Origin of the sequence: Paraburkholderia sp. BR10923 (genome assembly GCF_040948765.1) — a bacterium.
In the GTDB taxonomy this organism is placed as follows: Bacteria; Pseudomonadota; Gammaproteobacteria; order Burkholderiales; family Burkholderiaceae; genus Paraburkholderia; species Paraburkholderia youngii.
In genome coordinates, this window is the sequence record NZ_JBFPKO010000009.1 from 1 (window position 1) to 21,823 (window position 21,823).

Consider the following 21,823-nt stretch of genomic DNA (forward strand, 5'->3'; position numbering starts at 1 on the left):
CTTGCGTCTCCTCACAGCACCTTGGCTTCGGTCTTCAGCTTCTCGACCAGCGTCTTCACGTCCGGCACTTTCACACCGGCGGAGCGCTTCGGAGGCTCGGCGACCTTCAGCGTCTTCAGACGCGGCGCGACATCGACGCCGAGGTCTTCGGGCTTCACCGTTTCCAGCGGCTTTTTCTTGGCCTTCATGATGTTCGGCAGCGTCACGTAGCGCGGCTCGTTCAGGCGCAGATCGGTCGTGACCACGGCCGGCAGCGTCAGCGACAGCGTTTCCGCGCCGCCATCCACTTCACGCGATACCGTCGCCTTGCCATCCGTCACGACCACTTTCGACGCGAACGTCGCCTGCGGCAGGTTCGCCAGCGCGGCGAGCATCTGGCCGGTCTGGTTGGAGTCGTCGTCGATCGCCTGCTTGCCCAGAATGACGAGCGAAGGCTGTTCCTTGTCGACCAGCGCCTTCAGCAGCTTTGCGACGGCCAGCGGCTGCAGGTCTTCGTTCGATTCGATCAGGATCGCGCGATCCGCGCCGATCGCGAGCGCGGTGCGCAGCGTTTCCTGCGACTGCGTCACACCGGCCGACACCGCGATCACTTCGGTCGCGACACCCGCTTCCTTCAGACGCACGGCTTCTTCAACCGCGATTTCGTCGAACGGATTCATCGACATTTTCACGTTCGCAATATCGACGCCCGTGCCGTCCGACTTCGCGCGGACCTTCACGTTGTAGTCGACCACTCGTTTGACTGCTACAAGAACTCTCACAACTCTCTCCTTCCCACACCGATAGGGCCGGGCCCTATCGTTTTGAATGACATTACGTCCTTTGGTCGATCAGAACTGGTCTTCGCGCAGCGCCAGCGCGCCTTCGCCATCGCGAGCGCCGCGGATCGTCGCTTCGAGCGCGATCGCACGGGGCAATATCTGCGTCGCGTAGGTGTGCGCGGTCGCGATCTTCGCGTCGTAGAAGCCCGGGTCTTCATCGCGCTTGTCGGCAGCGAGCACCAGCGAGCGGGCGACTTGCCAACCCGCGAGCACGACGCCCGCAAGCATCAGATAAGAGACACTGCCCGCGAACACCGCATTCGGATCGCTCTTGACGTTCTCGACCACGTAGCGCACCGCGCTGTGCAACGCGTCGCGGCCGGCGGACAGATGACGGTGCATCGCCTGGAAAGCCGCGTTCGTACCATACGAGGGGTGCTCTTGCACCGCGTCCAGCGTCGCGTCGATCTGGGCGAGCAGCATCCCGGCCACCTCGCCGTTGTCGCGCATGGTCTTGCGGCCGACGAGGTCGTTTGCCTGAATCGCCGTCGTGCCTTCGTAGATCGGCAGAATGCGCGCGTCGCGGTAGTACTGCGCGGCGCCGGTTTCCTCGATGAAGCCCATGCCGCCGTGCACCTGCACGCCGAGACTCGTCACCTCCAGCGACATCTCCGTGCTCCAGCCCTTTACGATCGGCACCAGGTATTCATAGATCGCCTGATGATTCGCACGCGTCGCGCCGTCCGGATGACGATGCGCGAGATCGCAGTGCGACGCCGACACATAGGCCAGCGCGCGTGCGCCTTCGGTCAGTGCGCGCATCGTCGACAGCATGCGGCGCACGTCCGGGTGCTGGATGATCGCGACCGACTGCTTCGCGGAGCCATCCACCGGACGGCTCTGCACGCGCTCCTTCGCATACGCGACGGCCTGCTGGTACGCGCGATCCGAGATCGCCACGCCCTGCACGCCCACCGCGAAGCGCGCGGCATTCATCATGATGAACATGTACTCCAGACCGCGGTTCTCCTCGCCGACAAGCTGCCCGATCGCGCCGCCGTGATCGCCGAACTGCAGCACTGCCGTCGGGCTCGCCTTGATGCCGAGCTTGTGTTCGATCGACACGCAATGCACGTCGTTGCGCTCGCCGAGCGAGCCGTCTTGGTTGACGAGGAACTTCGGCACGACGAACAGCGAAATGCCTTTCACACCTTCCGGTGCGTTCGGCGTACGTGCGAGCACCAGATGCACGATGTTTTCCGTCATATCGTGCTCGCCCCATGTGATGAAAATCTTCGTGCCGAAGATCCGGTACGAGCCGTCGCCCTGCGGCTCGGCGCGGGTGCGCACCAGCGACAGGTCGGAGCCCGCCTGCGGCTCGGTCAGGTTCATCGTGCCGGTCCACTCGCCGGAAATCATCTTCGTCACGTAGCGCTGCTTCAGTTCTTCGCTACCCGCCGTCAGCAGCGCTTCGATGGCGCCGTCGGTCAAGAGCGGGCACAGCCCCAGCGACAGGTTGGCGGCGTTGAGCATTTCGATGCAGGGCGTCGACAGAAGCTTGGGCAAGTCCTGACCGCCGTATCCAGACGGATGTTGCAAACCCTGCCAGCCGCCTTCGGTGAATTGACGAAACGCGCCCCTGAAACCGGCCGTGGCGCTCACCGTGCCGTCCTTCCACGTGCTCGGGTTGCGGTCGCCGTCCACGTTCAGCGGCGCGAGCACGCCTTCGTGCAGGCGCGCGGCTTCTTCGAGCACCGCGCGAGCGGTATCGGCGCTCGCGTCCTCGCAGCCGGGCAAGCCCGCCAGTTGGTCGATTCCAGCCAGTTCCGTGATTGCAAACAGCATGTCTTTGAGAGGCGCGACGTAGCTCATTACCATTCTTCCGATCAGATAGTCCGTAGGGAAAGTCACCCGTCTGGCACCGATGCGGCCGGGGTAACGTATGGCTGAATCGTAGCGTCGGAGAGGCCCTGCCCGGTTGTCCAAACCGGACGATCTATTGACATCTCTGGCCACGTCGGAGGAAGTAAGCGCCCCGTGGGAACTGCGTCGGCACGGGTTACCGACGCTTTGATGTGACGAGATCAGCCACCCCGGCGATAGGCCGCCGGGGTGCTGCCGGTCCAGTGACGGAACGCCCTGTGGAATGCGGTGGGGTCGCCGAAGCCGACGTCGCCGGCGATGATGGCGATGGGCTCGTGCGTGCCGGTCAGGCGCTGGATCGCGATGTCGCGGCGCAGTTCGTCCTTGAGCACCTGGAACGCCGTGCCCTCGGCGGCAAGATGACGGCACAGCGTTCTGACCGAACAGTGCAGGCCTTCCGCCGCCTCTTCGATGGATGGGACGTCGGGCAGCCGGGACGCGAGATGTTCCCGCACGCGATGACTGAACAGCTGCTCGTTGAACGACACGAAGATCCAGTCTTCCGGCGCACGAGCGAGAAACCTGCGCAGGTTCGCCTTGCGCTGGCGCACGGGCAGGTCGAAATAGCTACTGCTGAACTGCATCGAGGTCTGATTGCAGTCGAACTTCGCCGGTCCGGGAAACAGATAGAGGTACTCGAGCGCGTGAGCAGGACGAGGAACGGCGAACTGCACCTGGAGCAACGCAATGCGCTGGCCGATCAGCCAGGACGCGATCCCATGCGCGAGCTTCAGCATCAGCTCCTGGCCCAGCATGCCCGGTTGCGCTCCCGTGCTTCCCGGATGCAAGGCCAGCGTCGCAACGAGGTCGCCGCGGCGCGACTCGAAATGGAAGTCGTCGAGCACCAGATGGAAGAACTGGCCGAACCGATGCATCGCGGTTTCGAGATTCGGCGCATCCAGCAGGCTCAGACACAGAAACTTGAGCGCGCCGCTGCGCAGCGGGCGCGAAAAAATGCCGGGCATCTCATCGTCGAGTTCGATCGCGAGCGAGCGGTAGAGCGTCGAGAACTGTTCCTCGGTGACGCGCGCGCCAGGCTGGTCCAGCAGCGCGCGCGGGATGTTCGCGCCGGACAGGTGCCGGTCGACGATATCCGGCCGCGTCCCGACGCTGCCGAGGAACCCATTGACGAGCGAGATCGGTACGGTGGCGCCAGGAGCTTGCATGACGGGGTTCCGCGAGGCCAAGACGCATCAGCATAGCGCCTCCCGCCGCATCGTGGCGAGGGTTCAGCGAATCGCTGCGCGAGCGCCGAGCTTGCGGCCCCGCGCTTTCCGGTAGCGGCTCGCCTATTGCGCCGATGCGTGCGAGCGCAGATACGGCACGTAGCCGTTCTGAGTCTTCAGGATCTTCTCGGCGCACTCGTCGTAGTCGTCGCCCTTCGCGCTGTCGGGCCCATACATGCCGCGGCACTGCGCAAACAGCGACAACGTCGCGCCGCCCGTGCTCTTGTTCGCGCGGGTCGCTGAAAAAGCGGCCTTGCCCGAATCGTCGGGCACGTCGGTATCGATCGCGACCGCGTCCGCGCGGATCACGTGCGTGTCGGAATGCTGCTCGATATAGCGTTTCGTCGCCGCCCACGCGGCATCGCAATTCGCCGGCGTGCAGTCGATCACCGCGTCGCGTTGCGCGGCGCGGAGGTTCGGCTCGCTATGAAGGATTTCCTGCTGGGCGCGCTGCGCCTGCTTTTCCGGGGACGACGAGCAGGCGGCGAGTGCGCATGCGACGAGTGCGAAGGCTGCGATCTTTTTCATGAGTAGACTTCGAAGGCCATGTTCGAGCGCGATTATAGCCGCGTGAGGAACGCGATCGCGCATTCAACCCACCGCAACGGCCGCTAAGTATTCGCCACCAGCAGTTCCTCCGCATTGGCCGGCGGGCGCAGTCCATCCGTGCGAGCCGCGAAGTAGCGCTGCGTCAGATCGGCCGCGGACACATGCCGCGCGTCGTCAAAGCCCGCTTCACGCGCCATGGCGATCATCTGCTGCGGCATGAAGAAGCTGATGAACGGTGTACCGCTCGCACGCGCGCCCTTCTCCGCCATTTCGAGTCCGGGGCGCACATCCGGGTCCGCCATCTCCAGCGGCAACAGGAACGTCATCGCGAACGTCGAACCGCGCGCGAGCCCGGCCACTTCGCGCAGCGTCGCCGCATTCGCCTCTGTGGTCAGATACATGCTGACGCCGGTCGACACGACGACGGCCGGCCTGCTTTCGTCGAAGCCTTCGGCGACGAGACGCTGCCGCCAGCTATCGCCCGCTTCGAAGTCGACCGGCACGAAACGCAGCCAGTCCGGCAGGCCGTAACCCAATTCGCTGAGCCGCTCACGCTTCCACGTTTGCGGTCCCGGCGGATCGACCTCGAACACGGTGAGCCGCGACGCGATGTCGGGCCGGCGTTGCGCGAAGCTGTCGAGACCGGCCCCCAGGATCACGTATTGATCGACACCGCGGCCGGCCTGCTCGACGACCAGATCCTCGATAAAGCGTGCGCGCGCGACGATCGACGCGCGAAACGGCCGCGTGAACCGCGGGTCCATGTCGCCGCGGCTGCGCCAATCCTCGGCGGGAGCCAGCAATTGCAAGCCGACTTCGTCTTCGAGCACGTGCGGCGGCGCGTCGGCCTGCACGTGCAGCGCACGCCATAGCGCGACGCGCGCGGCGGTGCTGTCGGGTGCGATGTGTGGTTGGTTGCTCATGGTATTCGCCCGGGCTCAATGGAAAAACGGCAGCGTGAGAAACAGTTTGATCACGATCGCGTTGACGATGTCCATGAAAAACGCGCCCGTCATCGGCACGATCAGGAACGCGATATGGGAATGGCCGAAGCGGTTCGTGATCGCCTGCATGTTCGCGATCGCGGTCGGCGTCGCGCCAAGTCCGAGCCCGCATTGCGCCGCGCACAACACGACCGCGTCGTAGTTGCGGCCCATCGCGGGAAACGTGATGAAGATCGCATAGAGCGCCATCAGCAGCGTCTGCGCCGCGAGGATCGAGATGATCGGCAACGCGAGCGCGGCAAGCTCCCATAGGTCGAGGCGCATCAGCGCCATCGCGAGAAAAAGCGCGAGCGCGACGTTGCCGACCAGCGCGACCGCGTGCTGGTCGATCCGCACACGCATGAGCGCGAGCACGTTGTTCAGGATCACGCCGATGAACAGCGTGCAGACGAACGTCGGCAATTCGAACACGGTGTCCGCGATCCAGTCGGCAAACACTTCGCCGCCCGCGAGGCAGATCGAGATCAGCGCGAGCGTCGTGATGATCGCGGCGGGCGTGGTGGCCTGCTCCGCCTTCGGTTCTTCGAAGACCAGCGTTTCGTCCGCTAGCTGCTGGACGCGCAGCAATTCGTCGGCGCTGATCCGCCGCATCAGCAGACGCGCGACCGGACCGCCGAGCACGCCGCCCATCACGAGGCCAAAGGTCGCACAGCCGATCGCGATTTCGGTCGCCGACTCCAGCCCGTGACGTTCGGTGAAGACCTGGCTCCACGCGGCGCCGGTGCCGTGCCCGCCCGACATCGTGACGGAGCCGCCGAGAATGCCGAGCAGCGGATCGACGCCGAGCGCGAACGCGAGCAGGATGCCGATCACGTTCTGCAGGATCAGCAGCCCGCTGACCAGCGCGAGAAAGCGGATCAACACCGGCCCGCCCGCCTTCAGATTCGACAGATGCGCATTCAGGCCGATCGTCGAGAAGAACGCGAGCATCAGCGGCGCCTGCAGCGCCGAATCGAACCTGACCTGCACGTGGATGGTGATGCGTGCGATCAGCACGCAGATCGCGACGATAAGCCCGCCTGCCACCGGCGCCGGAATCGAATAGGTTCGGAGCACGCCGATCCATTGCACGAGCTTTTCGCCGAGCAGCAGCACGAGAGACGTCGCGACCAGCGTGGCATATACGCCGACAGTCATGAATGGCCTCCGAGCGCGAACCTGCGACATCTTAGCCAATCCGTCCAGGCTAAGTATGATTTTCCTTGACGCAATGCAATCGGCCCATGACGTCGCGCCACTGGCCGTGACGAAGTCTGCTACGCTGCGCGCTTCACCACCCTTGCATTGAAACGATGGAAATCCCATTCAACGATCGCGGCGTGTCGGTCACGCGCAACGCCCTCTCGGCCGCGGGTCAGGTCTTCCCGCTGCGCGATATCGTCGACGTGCGGGTCGTGACCGTGCAGAAGAACAAGGTCGTGCCGCTCGTGATCTCGGCGGCGGGGCTGATCGGCGCGATCGTCGGCGGTGTGCTGCAGTCGGCTTCGGGACTCGTATCCGGGGCGATGCTGGTCGTGGTCGGCTGGCTGACCTGGGTGACTCAGGACGTCACGCATCGGTTGATGGTCAAGACGGCCGACGGTGAGCGCGAGGCGCTGATGAGCACGGATCGCGAGTTCGTCGAACGCGTCGGCGAGGCCGTGCATTGGGCGAAGGCCGCGGCCGCCGCGCCGAAGACATGACGCGGCGCGTCGATCGAACATGAAAGAGCCGTGCGCGACTGATCGACGCCAGCCCCGCACGGCTTCTCCGGCTCAGTCCAGACTGAGCGGATTCACGCGCCAGATATTGCGCGCATACTCGCCGATCGTGCGATCCGACGAGAACAGCCCCATCCCCGCGACGTTCTCGATCGCGCTTTCGGCCCACGCGTGCTTGTTGACGAAACGCGCATCCACTGCGTTCTGCGCCTTCGCGAACGCATCGAAATCGGCGAGCACCATATAGTGATCGCCCCAATCGACCAGTGTGTGAAAGATATCGGAGAAGCGCAGCGGATCGTCCGGCGAGAAGAAGCCCGTGCGAATCTGATCGAGCGCGGTGCGTAATGCTTCGTTTTCCTCGTAAATCCGCCGCGGCCTGTAGCCGCTTGCGCGCAGATCGTCCACCTCGTCGGCGCTGTGGCCGAAGATGAAGATGTTCTCGCGCCCCACCGCGTCGCAGATTTCGATGTTCGCGCCGTCCATCGTGCCGATCGTCAATGCGCCATTGAGCGCGAGCTTCATGTTGCCGGTGCCCGACGCCTCGGTGCCGGCCATCGAAATCTGCTCCGACAGATCGGCCGCCGGAATGATCAGCTCGGCCACGCTCACGCCGTAGTTCGGCACGAACACGACCTTCAGCCTGTTGCCGATCAGCGGATCGTGATTGACCTTCTCGCTGACGTCGCCGATCAGCTTGATGATCGTCTTGGCCATCCGGTACGCGGACGCGGCCTTGCCCGCGAACAGCACGACGCGCGGCACCCAGTCGCGCTCCGGATTCGCGCGAATCTCGTTGTAGCGCACGATCACGTGCAGCACGTTGAGCAACTGGCGCTTGTATTCGTGAATGCGCTTGACCTGCAGATCGAACAGCGCGTTCGGATCGAAGTGCAGCTTGGTGTGCTGCGCGAGCCGGTGCACGAGCCGCAGCTTGGCCTGTCGTTTGGCCTCACGGAACGCGTCGACGAACTCGTCGTCCTTGCGCAGATTGCGCAGCTGCTCGAGCTCGAACAGATTGCTGCGCCAATGCGTACCGATGCGCGCATCGATCAGCGACGACAGCGACGGACTCGCCTGCGCGAGCCAGCGGCGCGGCGTGATGCCGTTGGTCACGTTGGTGAAGCGGTCGGGATAGAGGCGCGCGAAGTCGGAGAAGATGTCGCGCGTCATCAGCTGCGAATGCAGCTTCGACACCCCGTTGACCTTGTGGCTCGCGACGATCGCCAGATAGGCCATGCGCACGCGCCGCTGCCCGTATTCGTCGACGAGCGAAATGCGGCGGATCATATCGACGTCATGACCCGACTGTTCGCTGACATGCTTCAGAAACTGCGCATTGATTTCGAAGATGATCTCGAGATGGCGCGGCAGCAGGCGCGACAGCATTTCGACATCCCATGTTTCGAGCGCCTCGGGCATCAGCGTGTGATTCGTGTACGAGAAGATCTGCGTCACGTGTTTCCACGCCTTGTCCCACGGCAGGTTATGCACGTCGACGAGCAGGCGCATCAGCTCGGGAATCGCGAGCACCGGGTGCGTGTCGTTCAGATGCACCGCGACCTTCTCCGAGAAGCGTCCGAACGTGCTGTGCGTGCGCTGATAGCGGCGGATCAGATCCTGCATCGTCGCCGATACGAAGAAGTACTCCTGGCGCAGCCGCAACTCGCGGCCGGCCGGCGTCGAGTCGTCCGGATAGAGCAGCCGCGACACGTTCTCCGACATGTTCTTGGTGTCGACCGCGTTGCGGTAGTCGCCGCGATTGAATGCGCCGAGGTCGAGCTCCTCGGTCGCGCGCGCGGACCACAGGCGCAGCGTGTTGGTCGCGTCGGTCGCGTAGCCGGGGATCACGGTGTCGTACGCGGTCGCGTTCACGTGCTCGGTGTCGATCCATTCGGTCTTCTCGCCGCGCTGCACGGTACGGCCGCCGAAGTGCACCATGTATTTGATTTCGGGCCGCGGAAATTCCCAGGGGTTACCGGCGCGCAGCCAGTAGTCGGGCGCCTCGACCTGCTCGCCGTTGACGATTTCCTGACGGAACATGCCGTACTGGTAACGGATGCCGTAGCCGAAGCCCGGAATGCCGAGCGTCGCCATCGAGTCGAGAAAGCACGCGGCGAGCCGGCCGAGGCCGCCGTTGCCGAGCGCGGCGTCGGGTTCGATATCGATCAGCGCGTCCATGTCGACGCCGAGGCTCGCGAGCGCCTCCTTCATCTGATCGTGAATGCCGAGCGCGAGCAGCGCGTTGGTAAAGGTCCTGCCGATCAGAAACTCCATCGACAGGTAGTAGACCCGCTTCACGTCCTGCTCGTATTGCAGGCGCGTGGTCTTCATCCAGCGCGCGACGAGCCGGTCGCGCACGGCCAGCGCGGCCGCATGCAGCCAATCGTGCGGGTGAGCGGTGATGGCGTCCTTGCCGACGCCATACATCATGCGATTCGAAATTGAGCGCCGTAGCGCGTCGACGGTACTGTGGAGCTGGTCGAATTCCAGATCGACGGTCGTCATCGAAGCCTCCGGGAAGTTCGACACGGCAGACGCGAACCGCACGGAAGACGGACGGGAGGCGCGTGCCTGTCGGAACGGTTAAAAAAACAGAGTAGGACATTTTGGGGATCTCGCACATCGCTGCGCGAGCGGACGATGACGCATATGCCGTGCCCGGTGAATCCGCCAGTTGCAGCGCAATGGCGCGCGGCCGATGCACGGATGCAGTGCAAAACCGCACACCGATTATTTTTTCGATGCATGACGGGCGAATGAAGCCGCGAATCCCCTGATTGTGTGATCGCATCGGGCCGCCCGTTCTGCCGGACGGTTCGAGCGTACGCGTGTGGGATTCGATGTGGGGCCTTGGCCGATTTGGAGATGTCGGGCGGGGTTGACGGTTAGTTGCATTACTGTCGGATCCAAGCGCCTCTTCTTCGCCCGCCTGCCCGCCTCCCTGCACGATCGTGCCGTCTCTGCAACAATCGCGACGTTGCGCCGCACCAGCCGCCACGCTCATCCGCCGTGGTCCGGACAGCGCGCCACCTCGCCCACAACAAACCGCCGTGCGCGCGTCGCCTCTCTGGAAGCGGCCGACGCTGGCATGCCCAACCCGACGAGCACGCCTTGTCCGATAAGCTCAGCCCTACCGTCGGCGTCTCCACGCCGGCTCTCCCCGCCGACGGCCCGATGTCGGCCGCCAATCGCCGCGCGATGGCCGCGATCATGCTCGCCGTCGCGCTCGCCACGCTCGATACCGCGATCGCCAACACCGCGCTGCCCGCGATCGCCGGCGACCTGCACGCGGCGCCGGCCGCGTCGGTCTGGATCATCAACGCGTATCAGCTCGCGATGGTCGCGACGCTGCTGCCGCTCGCCGCGCTCGGCGATATCGTCGGGCATCGGCGTATCTATATCGGCGGCATCGCGCTGTTCACGCTGAGTTCGCTCGGCTGCGCTCTGGCGCCGACGCTGCCGCTGCTCGCCGCCGCGCGCATCGTGCAGGGCCTGGGCGCCAGCGCGATCATGAGCGTCAACACCGCGCTGATCCGCTATCTGTACCCGCCGCATCGGCTCGGTCGCGGGCTCGGCACCAATGCGCTGATCGTCGGCGTGTCGTTCGCGGTCGGGCCGACGGTGGCGTCGCTGATTCTGTCGGTCGCAACGTGGCCGTGGCTGTTCGCGGTCAACGTGCCGCTCGGCGTCCTCGCGCTGAGCTTTGCGATGCCGGCGCTGCCGCATACCGCGCAGGGCCGGCATCAGTTCGATCCGCTGGCGGCGCTGCTCAACGTGGTCACGTTCGCCGCGCTGATCTTCGCGCTCGGCGAGGCGGCGCAACGCGCGTCGATGCAGATCGTGCTCAGCGCCGCGGCGGTCGCCGTCGCGTTCGGGCTGCTACTGATTCGCCGCGAGGCGGGTCACTCCGCGCCGATGCTGCCCGTCGATCTGTTCAAGCGGCCGGTGTTCGCGCTGTCGGCGGTGACGGCCGTCTGCTCGTTCGCCGCGCAGAGCCTCGCATTCGTGTCGCTGCCGTTCTATTTCGAGGACGTGCTGCTGCGCAGCCAGGTCGAAACCGGCTTCCTGATGACGCCGTGGCCCGTCGTGGTCGCGCTTGCCGCGCCGCTCGCGGGCGGCCTGTCGGACCGCTATCCGCCGGGGCTGCTCGGCGCGGTCGGGCTCGCGGTGCTGTCGGCGGGGATGGCCTCGCTGGCGATGCTGCCCGCCCATCCGCACGTGCTCGACATCGGCATCCGCATGGCGATCTGCGGCGCGGGCTTCGGCTTTTTCCAGTCGCCGAACCTGAAGGCGCTGATGGCGAGCGCGCCGCCGGAGCGCAGCGGCGGCGCCAGCGGCATCGTCGCGACCGCGCGGCTAATCGGCCAGGCGACCGGTGCCGCGCTGGTCGCGCTGTGCTTCGGCATCGCCGGACGCCAGCATGGGCCGACGCTCGCGCTCGGCCTCGGCGCATTCTTTGCCGGCGCGGCGAGCCTCGCGAGCGGCTTGCGGCTCTTCGCGCCATCGCATCGCGCGGGCGTGCAGGCGAAGGCGGCGGTCAAGTGAAATGTGCGCCGGACGGCGCGTGAGACGAGGATAAAGCTTGCAGGAAGCGCGGCTCGAACGAACCGCGCATGAGTTGAAGCCGGTGCGGGAAGACGAGGCGGCAACTACGCAAGCCGCCTCGCTTCCGACCAATGCAGCGCGATCAACGTGCCGCGAAGAACCCCTTAACCGCACCAATGAACGTGTCGATATCGTCGCGCGACACATCCATGTGCGTGACGAAGCGCGATGCATACAGCATCTGCGTGAGGATGCCGCGCTCCTTGAGCCATGCCTCGAGCGGCGCGCAATGCTGCTGCGGAAACTGCGCGAACACCATGTTCGTTGCGACCGACTGCACCTTCACCTGCTCGATGGTCTCCAGCCCCGCCGCCAGATGCGCGGCGTTCGCGTGATCGTCGGCAAGACGCTCGACGTTGTGATCGAGCGCATACAGGCAGGCGGCCGCGAGCACCCCAGCCTGGCGCATGCCGCCGCCGAGCACCTTGCGCCAGCGATGCGCGACGTCGATCAGCGCGCGGCTGCCGACCAGCACCGAGCCGACCGGCGCGCCCAGTCCCTTCGAAAAGCAGATCGACACCGAATCGAACGGCTCGGCGAGCGCCGCGACCGGCTTGCCCGACGCGACCGCCGCGTTGAACACGCGCGCGCCGTCGAGGTGGGTCGCAAGGCCGCGCTCGCGCGCGAGCTGCGTCGCGTCGGCGACGTACTGAGCCGGCAGCACCTTGCCGCCGATCGTGTTTTCTAGCGCGAGCAGCCGCGTGCGCGCGAAGTGATCGTCGATCGGCTTGATCGCGGCGGAGATCTTGTCGAGCGGGATCGAGCCGTCGGCGGCGTTTTCGAGCGGCTGCGGCTGGATGCTGCCGAGCACGGCCGCGCCACCGCCCTCGTATTTGTAGGTGTGCGCAAGCTGGCCGACGATGTATTCGTCACCGCGCGCGCAGTGCGCCATCAACGCGGCGAGGTTGCTTTGCGTGCCGCTCGGGAAGAACAGCCCCGCTTCCTTGCCGGTGCGCTCGGCCAGCGTGGCCTGCAGACGCAGTACGGTGGGGTCGTCGCCCCAGACGTCGTCGCCGACTTCGGCCGCCGACATCGCCGCGAGCATCGGCGGAGTCGGGCGGGTAACGGTATCGCTGCGCAAATCGATCATTGTGTGTCCCTGTGCGTCCATGGATGACAACCTACGGCAGCCGGCCGCGCGTGCACTCCGGGAGGAACGCGTACGCGCCGGCAAACGAGCCATACAGTGTATTCAATTCAGGCGACGCTGAAAATCGGCGCGTCCCCGCAAGGCGCGCCGATCCGACTGCGAGGAGTCGATAGACACTGAATCAATAGACGCGACGGGGACGCTCAGCCGCCCGGCTTGGGCAGCCACTGCAGCGGATCGACCGGCTGGCCGTTCTGGCGCACTTCGAACTGGATCGACGCGGCACCGCGGCTATCGACCCCGACCTCGCCGATCGTCTGCCCTTGCGCGACCGCGTCGCCTTCCTTGACGAGCAATTGGCTGTTCTGGCCGTACGCGGTGATCAGCGAGTCGTTGTGCTTGATGATGATGAGCGGGCCGTAGGCTTCGATGCCGGTGCCCGCATAGACCACGCGGCCGGTCGCCGCGGCCTTGACCGGATCGCCGGGTTGCCCGCCGATCACGATGCCGTTGTATTTGCCCGGCGCGAACGCGCGCAGGATCGGCCCGCGCAACGGCCATTGCAGCACGCCCTGCTGGGGCCCGGCCGCGGGGGCCGCCGTACCGGGGACGGCGCCCGGCGGCACGTTCGCCGTCGCGCCCGGCGCAGCCGGCTCACTCGGCGTCACTGCAACGGGCGGCGTGACCACGCTACCCGAGGCCATCGGCGGAGAAACGCGCAGCACCTGACCGGGCGCGACCGCCGCGTTGACCGGCAAGCCGTTCCAGGCCGCGATTTCCTGCGGCTTGCGTCCATATGCGGAGGCGATGCCGGCCAGCGTGTCGCCCGGATTGACGCGGTAGAAGCCGGCGGGCACCGGGACGGTCGCGAGACTGGTCGCGCTCGACGGCGCGTTGTTGTAGAACGGCGTGCTTTCCCACGGCATCGTCGTGCAGCCGGCGATCGCCACGCCGAGCGCCGCCGTGATCAGCAGGCGGATGGCCGTCGGTTGCCATTGTTGTGTCATCTGATTTTCCTCGACGTGTGTCTCGTTCCGATTCAATCGACGCCGCTGCAATTGCCGTGCCGCCACGCTTGGTAAGGTCGCGGCTATCTGTTGCCGCGTGGATATTATGCGCGAGCCCCACACGCGCGCCGCGCTGGCGCGCGCCGTCAAACTGCCGTGTTCTTCAGACGCTTCCTTGCGTTTCGACGACCAGCACCCGTGCCGCGCCGAGCGGATGCGCAACATGCTCGGTGCCGACCGTCGCGTAGAACACGTCGCCGGTTTCGAGCACCGTCGAACGTTCGACGCCGTCTTCGCGATAGCGCATCTCGACGCGCCCGTCGAGCACGGCGAACACTTCCTCGCCGTCGTTCACGTGCCACCTGTACGGCTGGTCGGTCCAATGCAGACGCGTGGTGATGCCGTTCATGTTCGCGATGTCGAGCGCACCCCAGGCACGCGGCGAGGTAAAACTTTTGCTGCGGATGATCTTCATGGTCGATGAGCAATTGGCAAGCGCGCAAACCCCCCGCGGGCGGCGCCGTCCGCCCACGGCGACGGCGCTTGCGCGGCTGGCCCTATTATAGGTCGCAGGGCCCGCGCGTCTCGGCGAGCAAACCGCGACGGCCGATTCGTCCGATTGTTGCGGGCGATCGGTCATCGCCTATACTCAGTCAAGCCGCGCGGAGCAGTTCACGACAACGTTGGGATTCTGGGAGGAATCGAGGATGAACAAAGCCACCTTTCTGGCCGTGCAACTCAACGTCGACGATGTGGCGGCGTCTGCCGGCCTCGTCGAGCTGCTGAACACCCACCTGATTTTCGCCGCCGACGTCGCCGAGGCCGCCGATGCGCTCGTGCAACTGGCGAGCGTCGCGAGGCTGTCGAGCGGGGTCGAGGCGAGCGTCGAGCTGCCCGCGGTGGCGATCGAGCGTCTGCGCGAGGCGCTCGACAATCTGAGCGGCTACGACGAATCGTGGCTTCTCGCGCTGGAGCCGAGCCGCGCGCTGTTCGATGACATCGGCCGGCGGCAGCGAACCCTGCATTGACCGATCCCGCCGCAGCACGGCGCCGTAAACGACAACACGCCATCCGATCGAACTGGATGGCGTTGTTTCTTGCCCGCCGCGCTCGCGCTATTCCACGAAGCGGCGTCTACGACGCACTACGACTACCCACTACACCTGCACACTTCTGCTGCGATCAGCTGCCGAAGTACACCGAGTTACGGTTGGCCTTCGCCGGAACGACGGCGTGGCCTGCTTGCGACGTGCCGGCAGCCGGAGCGCCGTAGCCGCTGGTGTCCGCGCGGTTGGCTGCGACGGCCGTGCCGCGCTGCGCATCGACGCGTGCTTGCGCTGCCTGGATGTCGGCCGGGTAGTTGACGTCGTTGGCGGACGGGTTGTAGCCGGCCTGTTCGAGTTGGATCAGTTGAGCGCGAACCTGAGCGCGCGTCACCGGCTGGCTGGCTTGAGCGAACGAAGCGACCGGAACAACGAGGGCGGCGGCGATTGCAACTGCGGAAATCAGGGTCTTCATGATTAACCTCCAAAGGACTTGTTGTGGTGCGCTTCGGGGTTCCTGCTTTCCCCTCAGCGATTGAAAACAAGTTTAGAGGCGTCACGATCTAGGGTAAACACTCAAACCGGCGAAACTCTATTCCTACCAGCGCAATAATCATTTCGCATTTGCTTAGGCTTACAGCTAACCATCGATAATTTTGGCAATAATGCGGCGCCTGCTTGCCGATCCAAACGGAACAATGGCCCGGCGCGCTGTCACCATCGCGCGCCGGGCCGTTTTTTCAACCGCTTAGCTCCACTGTGCGTGGAAGCTGCCTGGCTTATCGATGCGTTCGAACGTATGCGCGCCGAAGAAGTCGCGCTGCGCCTGCACGAGGTTGGCGGGCAGACGCTCCGAGCGGTAAGCGTCGAAATACGCGATCGCCGACGCGAACGCCGGTACCGGCACGCCCGCATTGACCGCGGCCACCACGACTTCGCGCAGCGCCGCCTGGTAGTTCTTCGCGATGTCGCGGAAGTACGGATCGAGCAGCAGGTTCGCGAGCGCCTTGTCCTTCGTGTAGGCGTCGGTGATTTTCTGCAGGAAGCGCGCGCGGATGATGCAGCCCGCGCGGAAGATCTTCGCGATCGTGCCGTAGTCGAGATCCCACTTGTACTCTTCCGACGCTGCGCGCAACTGCGCGAAGCCCTGCGCGTACGAGATCACCTTGCTGAAGTACAGCGCGCGGCGCACCGATTCGATGAACGCCTCTTTCGCGCCTTCGAGCGGCTTGGCCCGCGGCCCTTCGAGCACCTTGCTCGCGGCCACGCGCTGCGTCTTCAGCGACGACAGCACGCGCGCGAACACCGCCTCGGTGATCAGCGGCAGCGGCGCGCCGAGGTCGAGCGCGTTCTGGCTGGTCCACTTGCCAGTGCCCTTCTGCGCGGCACGGTCGAGGATCACGTCGACGAGGTCCTTGCCGGTTTCGTCGTCCTTCTTGCTGAAGATCTTCGAGGTGATTTCGATCAGATAGCTGTCGAGCTCGCCCTGGTTCCACTCGGTATAGACCTTGCCGAGTTCCTCGTTCGACAAGCCGACGACCTGCTTCAACACCGCATAACTCTCGGCGATCAGCTGCATGTCGCCGTACTCGATGCCGTTGTGCACCATCTTCACGAAGTGGCCCGCGCCGTCCGGTCCCATATACGCGACGCAGGGCTCGCCGTCCGGCGCCTTCGCGGCGATCTCGGTGAGGATCGGCGCGACGAGGTCGTACGCGTCGCGCTGGCCGCCCGGCATGATCGACGGGCCTTTCAGCGCGCCTTCCTCGCCGCCCGACACGCCGGTGCCGATGAAATGCAGACCGGCCTTCGCGAGTTCCTGGTTGCGGCGGATCGTGTCGGTGAAAGGCGTGTTGCCGCCATCGATCAGGATGTCGCCTTTTTCGAGCAGCGGCTTGAGCGAGGCAATGGTGGCGTCGGTCGGCTCGCCGGCCTTGACCATCATCAGAATGCGGCGCGGCTTTTCGAGCGAGTCGACGAATTCTTCCAGCGTGAAAGCCGGCACCAGTTTGCGGTCCGGAAATTCGGCGATGAGTTCGTCGGTTTTCGCGCGGCTACGGTTGTAGACCGACACCGCGTGGCCGCGGCTCTCGATGTTGAGCGCCAGATTGCGGCCCATCACCGCCAGCCCCACCACGCCGATTGCCTGTTTGCTCATTTGAATTCTCCAGAGTCCAATAAATGTCGTGGCGCCGCGCTGCAAAAACACCGGCGCGGCGTCGAGGGTGAAAGGATAAAAGAAATGCGCGCCTGCCGCTTGATGGCGGGCAAGCACGCCGGTTGCTCGTGCTGCTGCGGTGCTCCTGCCGTGCTCCAACTTGCGCGTAACGCCGGGTAGACAGGTATTGTGCGCGCGTCGGCGCTTGCGCGGAGGGTTCGGCTTGGGATCGGACTGAGGTTTGGCGGACGACACGAACGAATGCACGACCCGTCGATCTTCCCGCTACCCTGCCCGCTTCCTGAACACCAGACTGAAGTTGTTCGCGGGCATCGCGACCACCCGTTCGCACGTGAGCCCCGCCGCGTCACCGAGCGCAACGACCGCTTCCATATCGCGCACGCCCCATTCGGGATTGCGACTCTTCAGCCACTGCTCGAACGCTTCGTTGCTCGGTGCCGTATGCGCGCCGCCGCGGCGGTAAGGACCATATAGATAGAGCACGCCGCCGTCGACGAGCCGCCGCCCCGCGCCGTCGATGAGTGCCTGCGCCGCGCTCCACGGCGAGATGTGGATCATGTTGATGCAGACCACCGCGTCGAGCGCATCGACGCCCCAGTCCGGCTGATGCACGTCGAGCGCGAGCGGCGCGCGCACGTTCGCGAGCCCCGCGTGCGCGGTCCACGCGGCAATCGACTCGCGTGCTTCTTCGTCCGCATCGCTCGGCTGCCAGTCGAGACCGGGCAGCGCGCCGGCGAACCAGATCGCGTGCTCACCGGTGCCGCTCGCGATTTCGAGCACGCGGCCGCGCGCCGGCAGCGCATCGCGCAGCACGGCGAGGATCGGTTCGCGATTGCGTTCGGCGGATGGCGAATGTTGCCGGGCATCGGTCATGGTCGGCCTTGCGTTTCGGTTTTGCGATTTACGTTAGTACAGCGTGGCGCGCACGCGTTCGGGAAGCTCGCGATCGTAGGCGGCCGCGTCGAACTTTTCGCCATCGTTCGCGGCGAAGATGTGTTGCAGGATCTCGCCCGTGCTCGGCAGTTGCGAGCGCTCGATATGCCGCGCCGGGTCCCACAGCCGCGAGCGCACGATCGCCTTCGAGCAATGAAAGTACACGGACTCGACGTCGATCAGCAGCACGGTGCGCGGCAGTTTACCGTCGACGGCGAAACTGTCCAGCAGCGCCGCGTCGTTCGAGATTCGGCCGCGGCCGTTCACTCGCAAGGTCTCGCCGACACCGGGGATCACGAACAGCAGCGCGAGGCGCGGATCGCCGATGACGTTGCGCAAGCCGTCGAGCCGGTTGTTGCCGGGGCGGTCCGGCAGCGCGAGCGTGCGTGCGTCGACGACCCGCACGAAGCCCGGCGCATCGCCGCGCGGCGAGCAGTCGAGACCGGCGGGGCCGCTCGTCGCGAGCACCGCGAACGGCGCGGCCGCGATGAACGCGCGGTAGTCGTCGTTGACATAGGGGATCTCTTTGCGCAGCGAGCGCTCGGCTGGCTGTGCGTAGAGGGCTTCGAGTTGTTCGATCGTCGTCAGCATGCAGTTTCCTCGGGTTTTAATTGTGATTCGCGCAACGTACTCGTTTTCAATCGCCCGCCAGCAACCCGGCGAGCGCGCTCAAGGTGTCGCCGCACGGCGCGGCCATCTTCAGAGACAACAGCGGATCGGCGCGGGTGCGGCCCAGATTGATCGCCGCGATCGGCTTGCCCTGGCGCTGCGCCCACACGCAGAAGCGGTAGCCGGAATACACCATCAGCGACGAGCCGGCCACCAGCACCGCGTCGGCCGCATCGAGCGCATGCGACGCCGCAACGACCCGCGCCTTCGGCACGTTCTCGCCGAAGAACACCACCGACGGCTTCAGCAGCCCGCCGCAGTTCGAGCATGCCGGCACGCGAAAACCGCCGAGATCGTGCCACTCGAGATGCGCGTCGCCATCGGCGGCGGCTTCGGCCGTGACGTCGAGCAGCGCGGGGTTATCGGCTTCGAGCGTCTGCTGGATCGCCGCGCGCGAATGCTGCATGCCGCAGTCGAGACAACTGACGCCGTCGATGCCGCCATGCAGTTCGATCACGTCGCGGCTGCCCGCGCGCTGATGCAAGCCGTCGACGTTCTGCGTGACCAGCGTCGGCACGTGACCGGCCGCTTCGAGCCGTGCAAGCGCGACATGCGCGGCATTCGGTTGCGCGCGCGCGACCAGCGGCCAGCCGACCATGCTGCGCGCCCAGTAGCGCTGTCGCATCGCCAGCGTGCCGAGGAACTCCTGCAGCGTGATCGGGGGCGAGCGCTTCCATGCGCCGTTGTCGTCGCGATAGCCGGGGATGCCGGAGTCGGTGCTGATGCCCGCGCCGGTCAGCACGAACAGGCGCGGATGACGCTGCACGAAACGATGCAGATCGTCGAGCGTGTGCGGGTCGGCGAGGGATTCGGTCGGCGTGAGCTGAAGGTCGGTCATGACGGGGACGTGGAGTTGCTTACGCGCATCAGCGGTGTGGGTTCGGTTTGCCGCGCCGGGCTGTCGAGCGATGCGCGTCCGCCTGCGGCTTCGACTTCGCGCCTTGCGTGTCCAGCCGCCGCGCTGGCCGCGCTTTCTGCGCCTGCCGCTTCTGCCACGCAGCCAGCGCGATCTCGTAGCGCTCCAGTGCTTCGTCATAGAGATCGAACACGCACTGCGTGCAGCCGCTGTGACAGCAGTCGTCGAGATCGGGCCGCACGGGCGGCTGCGGCGGCGGGTCGTCGCTGGGTTTGGCGCGGGGCACGGCGCTTGGTTTGCCTGGAGAGACGGCGGAGCGCCCAGTATAAGTTGAACCCGCGCGCGCCGCTCCCGCTTGCGAGACGGTGCTGCGCGCCGCTCAGCCGCGCCCGACGAACGGCATCTTGCTCGCCATGATCGTCATGAACTGCACGTTCGCCGACAGCGGCAGGCTCGCCATATGCAACACCGCGTCGGCGACATGCTGCACGTCCATCAGCGGCTCGACCGCGATCTCGCCGTTCGCTTGCGGCACGCCGCGCGCCATCCGCGCGGCCATCTCGGTTCCCGCGTTGCCGATGTCGATCTGCCCGCACACGATGTCGTATTTGCGGCCGTCGAGCGACACCGCTTTCGTGAGCCCGGTGATCGCGTGTTTGGTCGCCGTGTAGGCGGCGCTGTTCGGACGCGGCGCGTGCGCGGAAATCGAGCCGTTGTTGATGATGCGGCCACCGCGCGGGTTTTGCGTCTTCATCAGCCCGAACGCCGCGCGCGTGCACAGGAATACGCCGTTCAGGTTGGTGTCGACGATCGAGCGCCATTCGTCGATGCTCACTTCGTCGAGATCGACCGGCGAGCCGTTGCGTCCCGCGTTGTTGAACAGCACGTCGAGCCGGCCGAAGCGCGCGCGGATCGTGTCGAATAGCGCGGCGACGCTGTCGGCGTCGGTCACGTCGCACGACACCGCGAGCGCTTCGCCGTGCTGCGCTTGCGCTTCCTGCGCGACCGCATCGAGCGCGGCCTGGCGGCGTCCGGCGAGCACCACGCTATAGCCGTGCTTCGCAAGCGTCAGGGCGCACGCGCGGCCGATGCCGCTGCCCGCGCCTGTCACCAGCGCCACTTTGCCGTTTCCTGTTTGCCACATCGCGCATCTCCTGTTGTATTGGGTCGCGACGCGCGCTTTTTCCAGCAATCGGTCCGATCGCCATCGACACTCGCGCCGCTTTTCGCTCCGCACCATACAACAGCGAATCGGTGATCGCAAACCACGGGAGTCTTTCAGCGCGCTTTCGCCGGGTACGTGGCCGCCGAGCGCGGCACGTCGGCGCGCGCAACAGTGGTATCGTTCGCGGTTGCGCATCGCGCGCAAGATTCACAGCCTTCCCTGGACGGACGAAGGCGCACTGGAAGCACGTATCGATGAATGAATGCCCGAACCCGTCGCGCCGCTGGCCGCGTAGCCGCAACTCCGCACTGCTGAACGGCACGATCGGCTGGCACGTGATCGTGCTGATCGGCGTGGCTGTTGCACCAGCCGCGTGGCCATGGTGGCTCGCCTCGATCATCGCGAATCACGCGCTGTTTACGATCACCGGACTGTTGCCGCGCACGACGCTGCTCGGACCGAACTGGACCCGACTGCCCGCGAGCCCGCGCAACGCGGATGCGATCGCGCTGACCATCGACGACGGCCCCGATCCCGTCGTCACGCCGCAAGTGCTCGATCTGCTCGACGCGTTCGACGTGCGGGCGACGTTCTTCTGCATCGGCTCGAAGGTCGAGCGCTATCCGCAACTCGCGCGTGAGATCGTCGCGCGTGGACATGCGCTCGAAAATCATTCGCAGGTGCACGTGCATACGTTTTCGGTCACGTTTCCGCACGCGTTGACGCGCGAGATCGCCGCGGCGCAACGCACGCTCGAATCCGTCAGCGGCGCGCGGCCGATGTTCTTCCGCGCGCCCGCCGGACTGCGCAATCTCTTTCTGGAGCCGGTGCTGCGCAAGCTCGATCTGCGTCTCGCCGCGTGGACACGGCGCGGCTACGATACGCGCGAGCGCAACCCGCACGTGGTCGCGCGGCGGCTGCTCGATGGCCTCGCCGCGCGCGACATCCTGTTGCTGCACGATGGCAACGCCGCGCTGACCATCGAAGGCCAGCCGCTGATTCTCGCGGTGCTGCCGAGCGTGATCGAAGCAGCGCGCGAGCGGCATCTGCGGTTCGTCACGCTGCGCGAAGCGCGCGTCGATGCGTGACGACAGGCGTGAAGCGACACTC

The 21,823-nt window shown here is 65.7% G+C and carries 21 protein-coding genes; 4 read left to right on the forward strand and 17 right to left on the reverse strand.

From position 1 onward, the window contains the following. Nucleotides 1-11 precede the first annotated feature (11 nt). From AB3X94_RS18250 to gltS, 6 genes are all read right to left on the reverse strand, one after another. Nucleotides 12-761, reverse strand: coding sequence for an electron transfer flavoprotein subunit beta/FixA family protein (locus AB3X94_RS18250; protein WP_368612273.1), 750 nt, complete (start codon nucleotides 759-761; stop codon nucleotides 12-14). A gap of 69 nt (nucleotides 762-830) precedes the next feature. Beyond that, nucleotides 831-2,633 carry an acyl-CoA dehydrogenase gene (locus AB3X94_RS18255; RefSeq protein ID WP_368612274.1) on the reverse strand — a complete coding sequence of 601 codons (1,803 nt, stop codon included), beginning with the start codon at nucleotides 2,631-2,633 and terminating at the stop codon, nucleotides 831-833. Between the two features lie 212 nt (nucleotides 2,634-2,845). Then, nucleotides 2,846-3,850: an AraC family transcriptional regulator gene (locus AB3X94_RS18260; protein WP_368612275.1), complete on the reverse strand. Its 1,005-nt coding sequence runs from the start codon at nucleotides 3,848-3,850 to the stop codon at nucleotides 2,846-2,848. A 123-nt stretch (nucleotides 3,851-3,973) separates the two neighbouring features. Continuing rightward, a complete protein-coding gene (locus AB3X94_RS18265; RefSeq protein WP_176107707.1) occupies nucleotides 3,974-4,438 on the reverse strand; it encodes a hypothetical protein in 465 nt (154 codons plus the stop codon). Between the two features lie 83 nt (nucleotides 4,439-4,521). Continuing rightward, nucleotides 4,522-5,382 (reverse strand): class I SAM-dependent methyltransferase, encoded by an 861-nt coding sequence (locus AB3X94_RS18270; RefSeq protein WP_176107706.1) that lies wholly within the window; start codon nucleotides 5,380-5,382, stop codon nucleotides 4,522-4,524. Between the two features lie 15 nt (nucleotides 5,383-5,397). Further along, complete coding sequence (gene gltS, locus AB3X94_RS18275) at nucleotides 5,398-6,600, reverse strand: sodium/glutamate symporter (RefSeq protein WP_368612276.1); 1,203 nt, start codon at nucleotides 6,598-6,600, stop codon at nucleotides 5,398-5,400. A gap of 155 nt (nucleotides 6,601-6,755) precedes the next feature. Between gltS and AB3X94_RS18280 the strand changes: the two genes are divergently transcribed. Further along, nucleotides 6,756-7,145, forward strand: a complete 390-nt coding sequence (locus tag AB3X94_RS18280; RefSeq protein ID WP_368612277.1) for a DUF6232 family protein — start codon at nucleotides 6,756-6,758, stop codon at nucleotides 7,143-7,145. A 72-nt stretch (nucleotides 7,146-7,217) separates the two neighbouring features. Here AB3X94_RS18280 and AB3X94_RS18285 read toward each other — a convergent pair whose 3' ends face one another. Next, nucleotides 7,218-9,671 (reverse strand): glycogen/starch/alpha-glucan phosphorylase, encoded by a 2,454-nt coding sequence (locus tag AB3X94_RS18285; RefSeq protein WP_176107703.1) that lies wholly within the window; start codon nucleotides 9,669-9,671, stop codon nucleotides 7,218-7,220. A 669-nt stretch (nucleotides 9,672-10,340) separates the two neighbouring features. Between AB3X94_RS18285 and AB3X94_RS18290 the strand changes: the two genes are divergently transcribed. Next, nucleotides 10,341-11,711: an MFS transporter gene (locus AB3X94_RS18290; RefSeq protein WP_176110540.1), complete on the forward strand. Its 1,371-nt coding sequence runs from the start codon at nucleotides 10,341-10,343 to the stop codon at nucleotides 11,709-11,711. 142 nt (nucleotides 11,712-11,853) lie between these two features. Here the strand turns inward: AB3X94_RS18290 and ltaE are convergent, their stop codons facing one another. The 3 genes from ltaE to AB3X94_RS18305 all read right to left on the reverse strand — a co-directional run bounded on the left by ltaE (nucleotide 11,854) and on the right by AB3X94_RS18305 (nucleotide 14,343). Continuing rightward, a complete protein-coding gene (ltaE, locus tag AB3X94_RS18295; RefSeq protein ID WP_176107702.1) occupies nucleotides 11,854-12,861 on the reverse strand; it encodes a low-specificity L-threonine aldolase in 1,008 nt (335 codons plus the stop codon). A 203-nt stretch (nucleotides 12,862-13,064) separates the two neighbouring features. Continuing rightward, the gene (locus AB3X94_RS18300; RefSeq protein WP_368612278.1) at nucleotides 13,065-13,868 is read right to left on the reverse strand and encodes a peptidoglycan DD-metalloendopeptidase family protein; all 804 of its coding nucleotides are present in this window, start codon (nucleotides 13,866-13,868) and stop codon (nucleotides 13,065-13,067) included. Nucleotides 13,869-14,031: 163 nt separating this feature from the next. Next, a complete protein-coding gene (locus tag AB3X94_RS18305) occupies nucleotides 14,032-14,343 on the reverse strand; it encodes a cupin domain-containing protein (protein ID WP_368612279.1) in 312 nt (103 codons plus the stop codon). A gap of 232 nt (nucleotides 14,344-14,575) precedes the next feature. Here AB3X94_RS18305 and AB3X94_RS18310 point away from each other — a divergent pair, with 232 nt between their 5' ends. Then, complete coding sequence (locus AB3X94_RS18310; protein WP_013091261.1) at nucleotides 14,576-14,896, forward strand: hypothetical protein; 321 nt, start codon at nucleotides 14,576-14,578, stop codon at nucleotides 14,894-14,896. Nucleotides 14,897-15,050: 154 nt separating this feature from the next. Here AB3X94_RS18310 and AB3X94_RS18315 read toward each other — a convergent pair whose 3' ends face one another. The 7 genes from AB3X94_RS18315 to AB3X94_RS18345 form a co-directional block, all read right to left on the reverse strand. After that, the gene (locus AB3X94_RS18315; protein WP_176368394.1) at nucleotides 15,051-15,386 is read right to left on the reverse strand and encodes a DUF4148 domain-containing protein; all 336 of its coding nucleotides are present in this window, start codon (nucleotides 15,384-15,386) and stop codon (nucleotides 15,051-15,053) included. A gap of 273 nt (nucleotides 15,387-15,659) precedes the next feature. Further along, the gene (gene gndA, locus AB3X94_RS18320; RefSeq protein WP_176368393.1) at nucleotides 15,660-17,069 is read right to left on the reverse strand and encodes an NADP-dependent phosphogluconate dehydrogenase; all 1,410 of its coding nucleotides are present in this window, start codon (nucleotides 17,067-17,069) and stop codon (nucleotides 15,660-15,662) included. A gap of 285 nt (nucleotides 17,070-17,354) precedes the next feature. Continuing rightward, entirely contained in the window at nucleotides 17,355-17,963 is a 609-nt protein-coding gene (locus AB3X94_RS18325; RefSeq protein WP_368596805.1) for a DUF938 domain-containing protein, read from the reverse strand. 33 nt (nucleotides 17,964-17,996) lie between these two features. Next, on the reverse strand, nucleotides 17,997-18,614 hold the full coding sequence (locus AB3X94_RS18330; protein WP_368612280.1) for a pyridoxamine 5'-phosphate oxidase family protein: 618 nt from the start codon (nucleotides 18,612-18,614) through the stop codon (nucleotides 17,997-17,999). A gap of 46 nt (nucleotides 18,615-18,660) precedes the next feature. After that, nucleotides 18,661-19,530, reverse strand: coding sequence for an NAD-dependent protein deacetylase (locus AB3X94_RS18335; RefSeq protein WP_368589315.1), 870 nt, complete (start codon nucleotides 19,528-19,530; stop codon nucleotides 18,661-18,663). A gap of 28 nt (nucleotides 19,531-19,558) precedes the next feature. Next, nucleotides 19,559-19,834 (reverse strand): oxidoreductase-like domain-containing protein, encoded by a 276-nt coding sequence (locus AB3X94_RS18340; protein WP_368612281.1) that lies wholly within the window; start codon nucleotides 19,832-19,834, stop codon nucleotides 19,559-19,561. A gap of 93 nt (nucleotides 19,835-19,927) precedes the next feature. Next, a complete protein-coding gene (locus AB3X94_RS18345; protein WP_176107693.1) occupies nucleotides 19,928-20,692 on the reverse strand; it encodes an SDR family oxidoreductase in 765 nt (254 codons plus the stop codon). Between the two features lie 275 nt (nucleotides 20,693-20,967). On the opposite strand from AB3X94_RS18345, the gene AB3X94_RS18350 reads away from it, so the two are divergent. Beyond that, a complete protein-coding gene (locus tag AB3X94_RS18350) occupies nucleotides 20,968-21,801 on the forward strand; it encodes a polysaccharide deacetylase family protein (RefSeq protein WP_368612282.1) in 834 nt (277 codons plus the stop codon). Nucleotides 21,802-21,823: the final 22 nt, after the last annotated feature.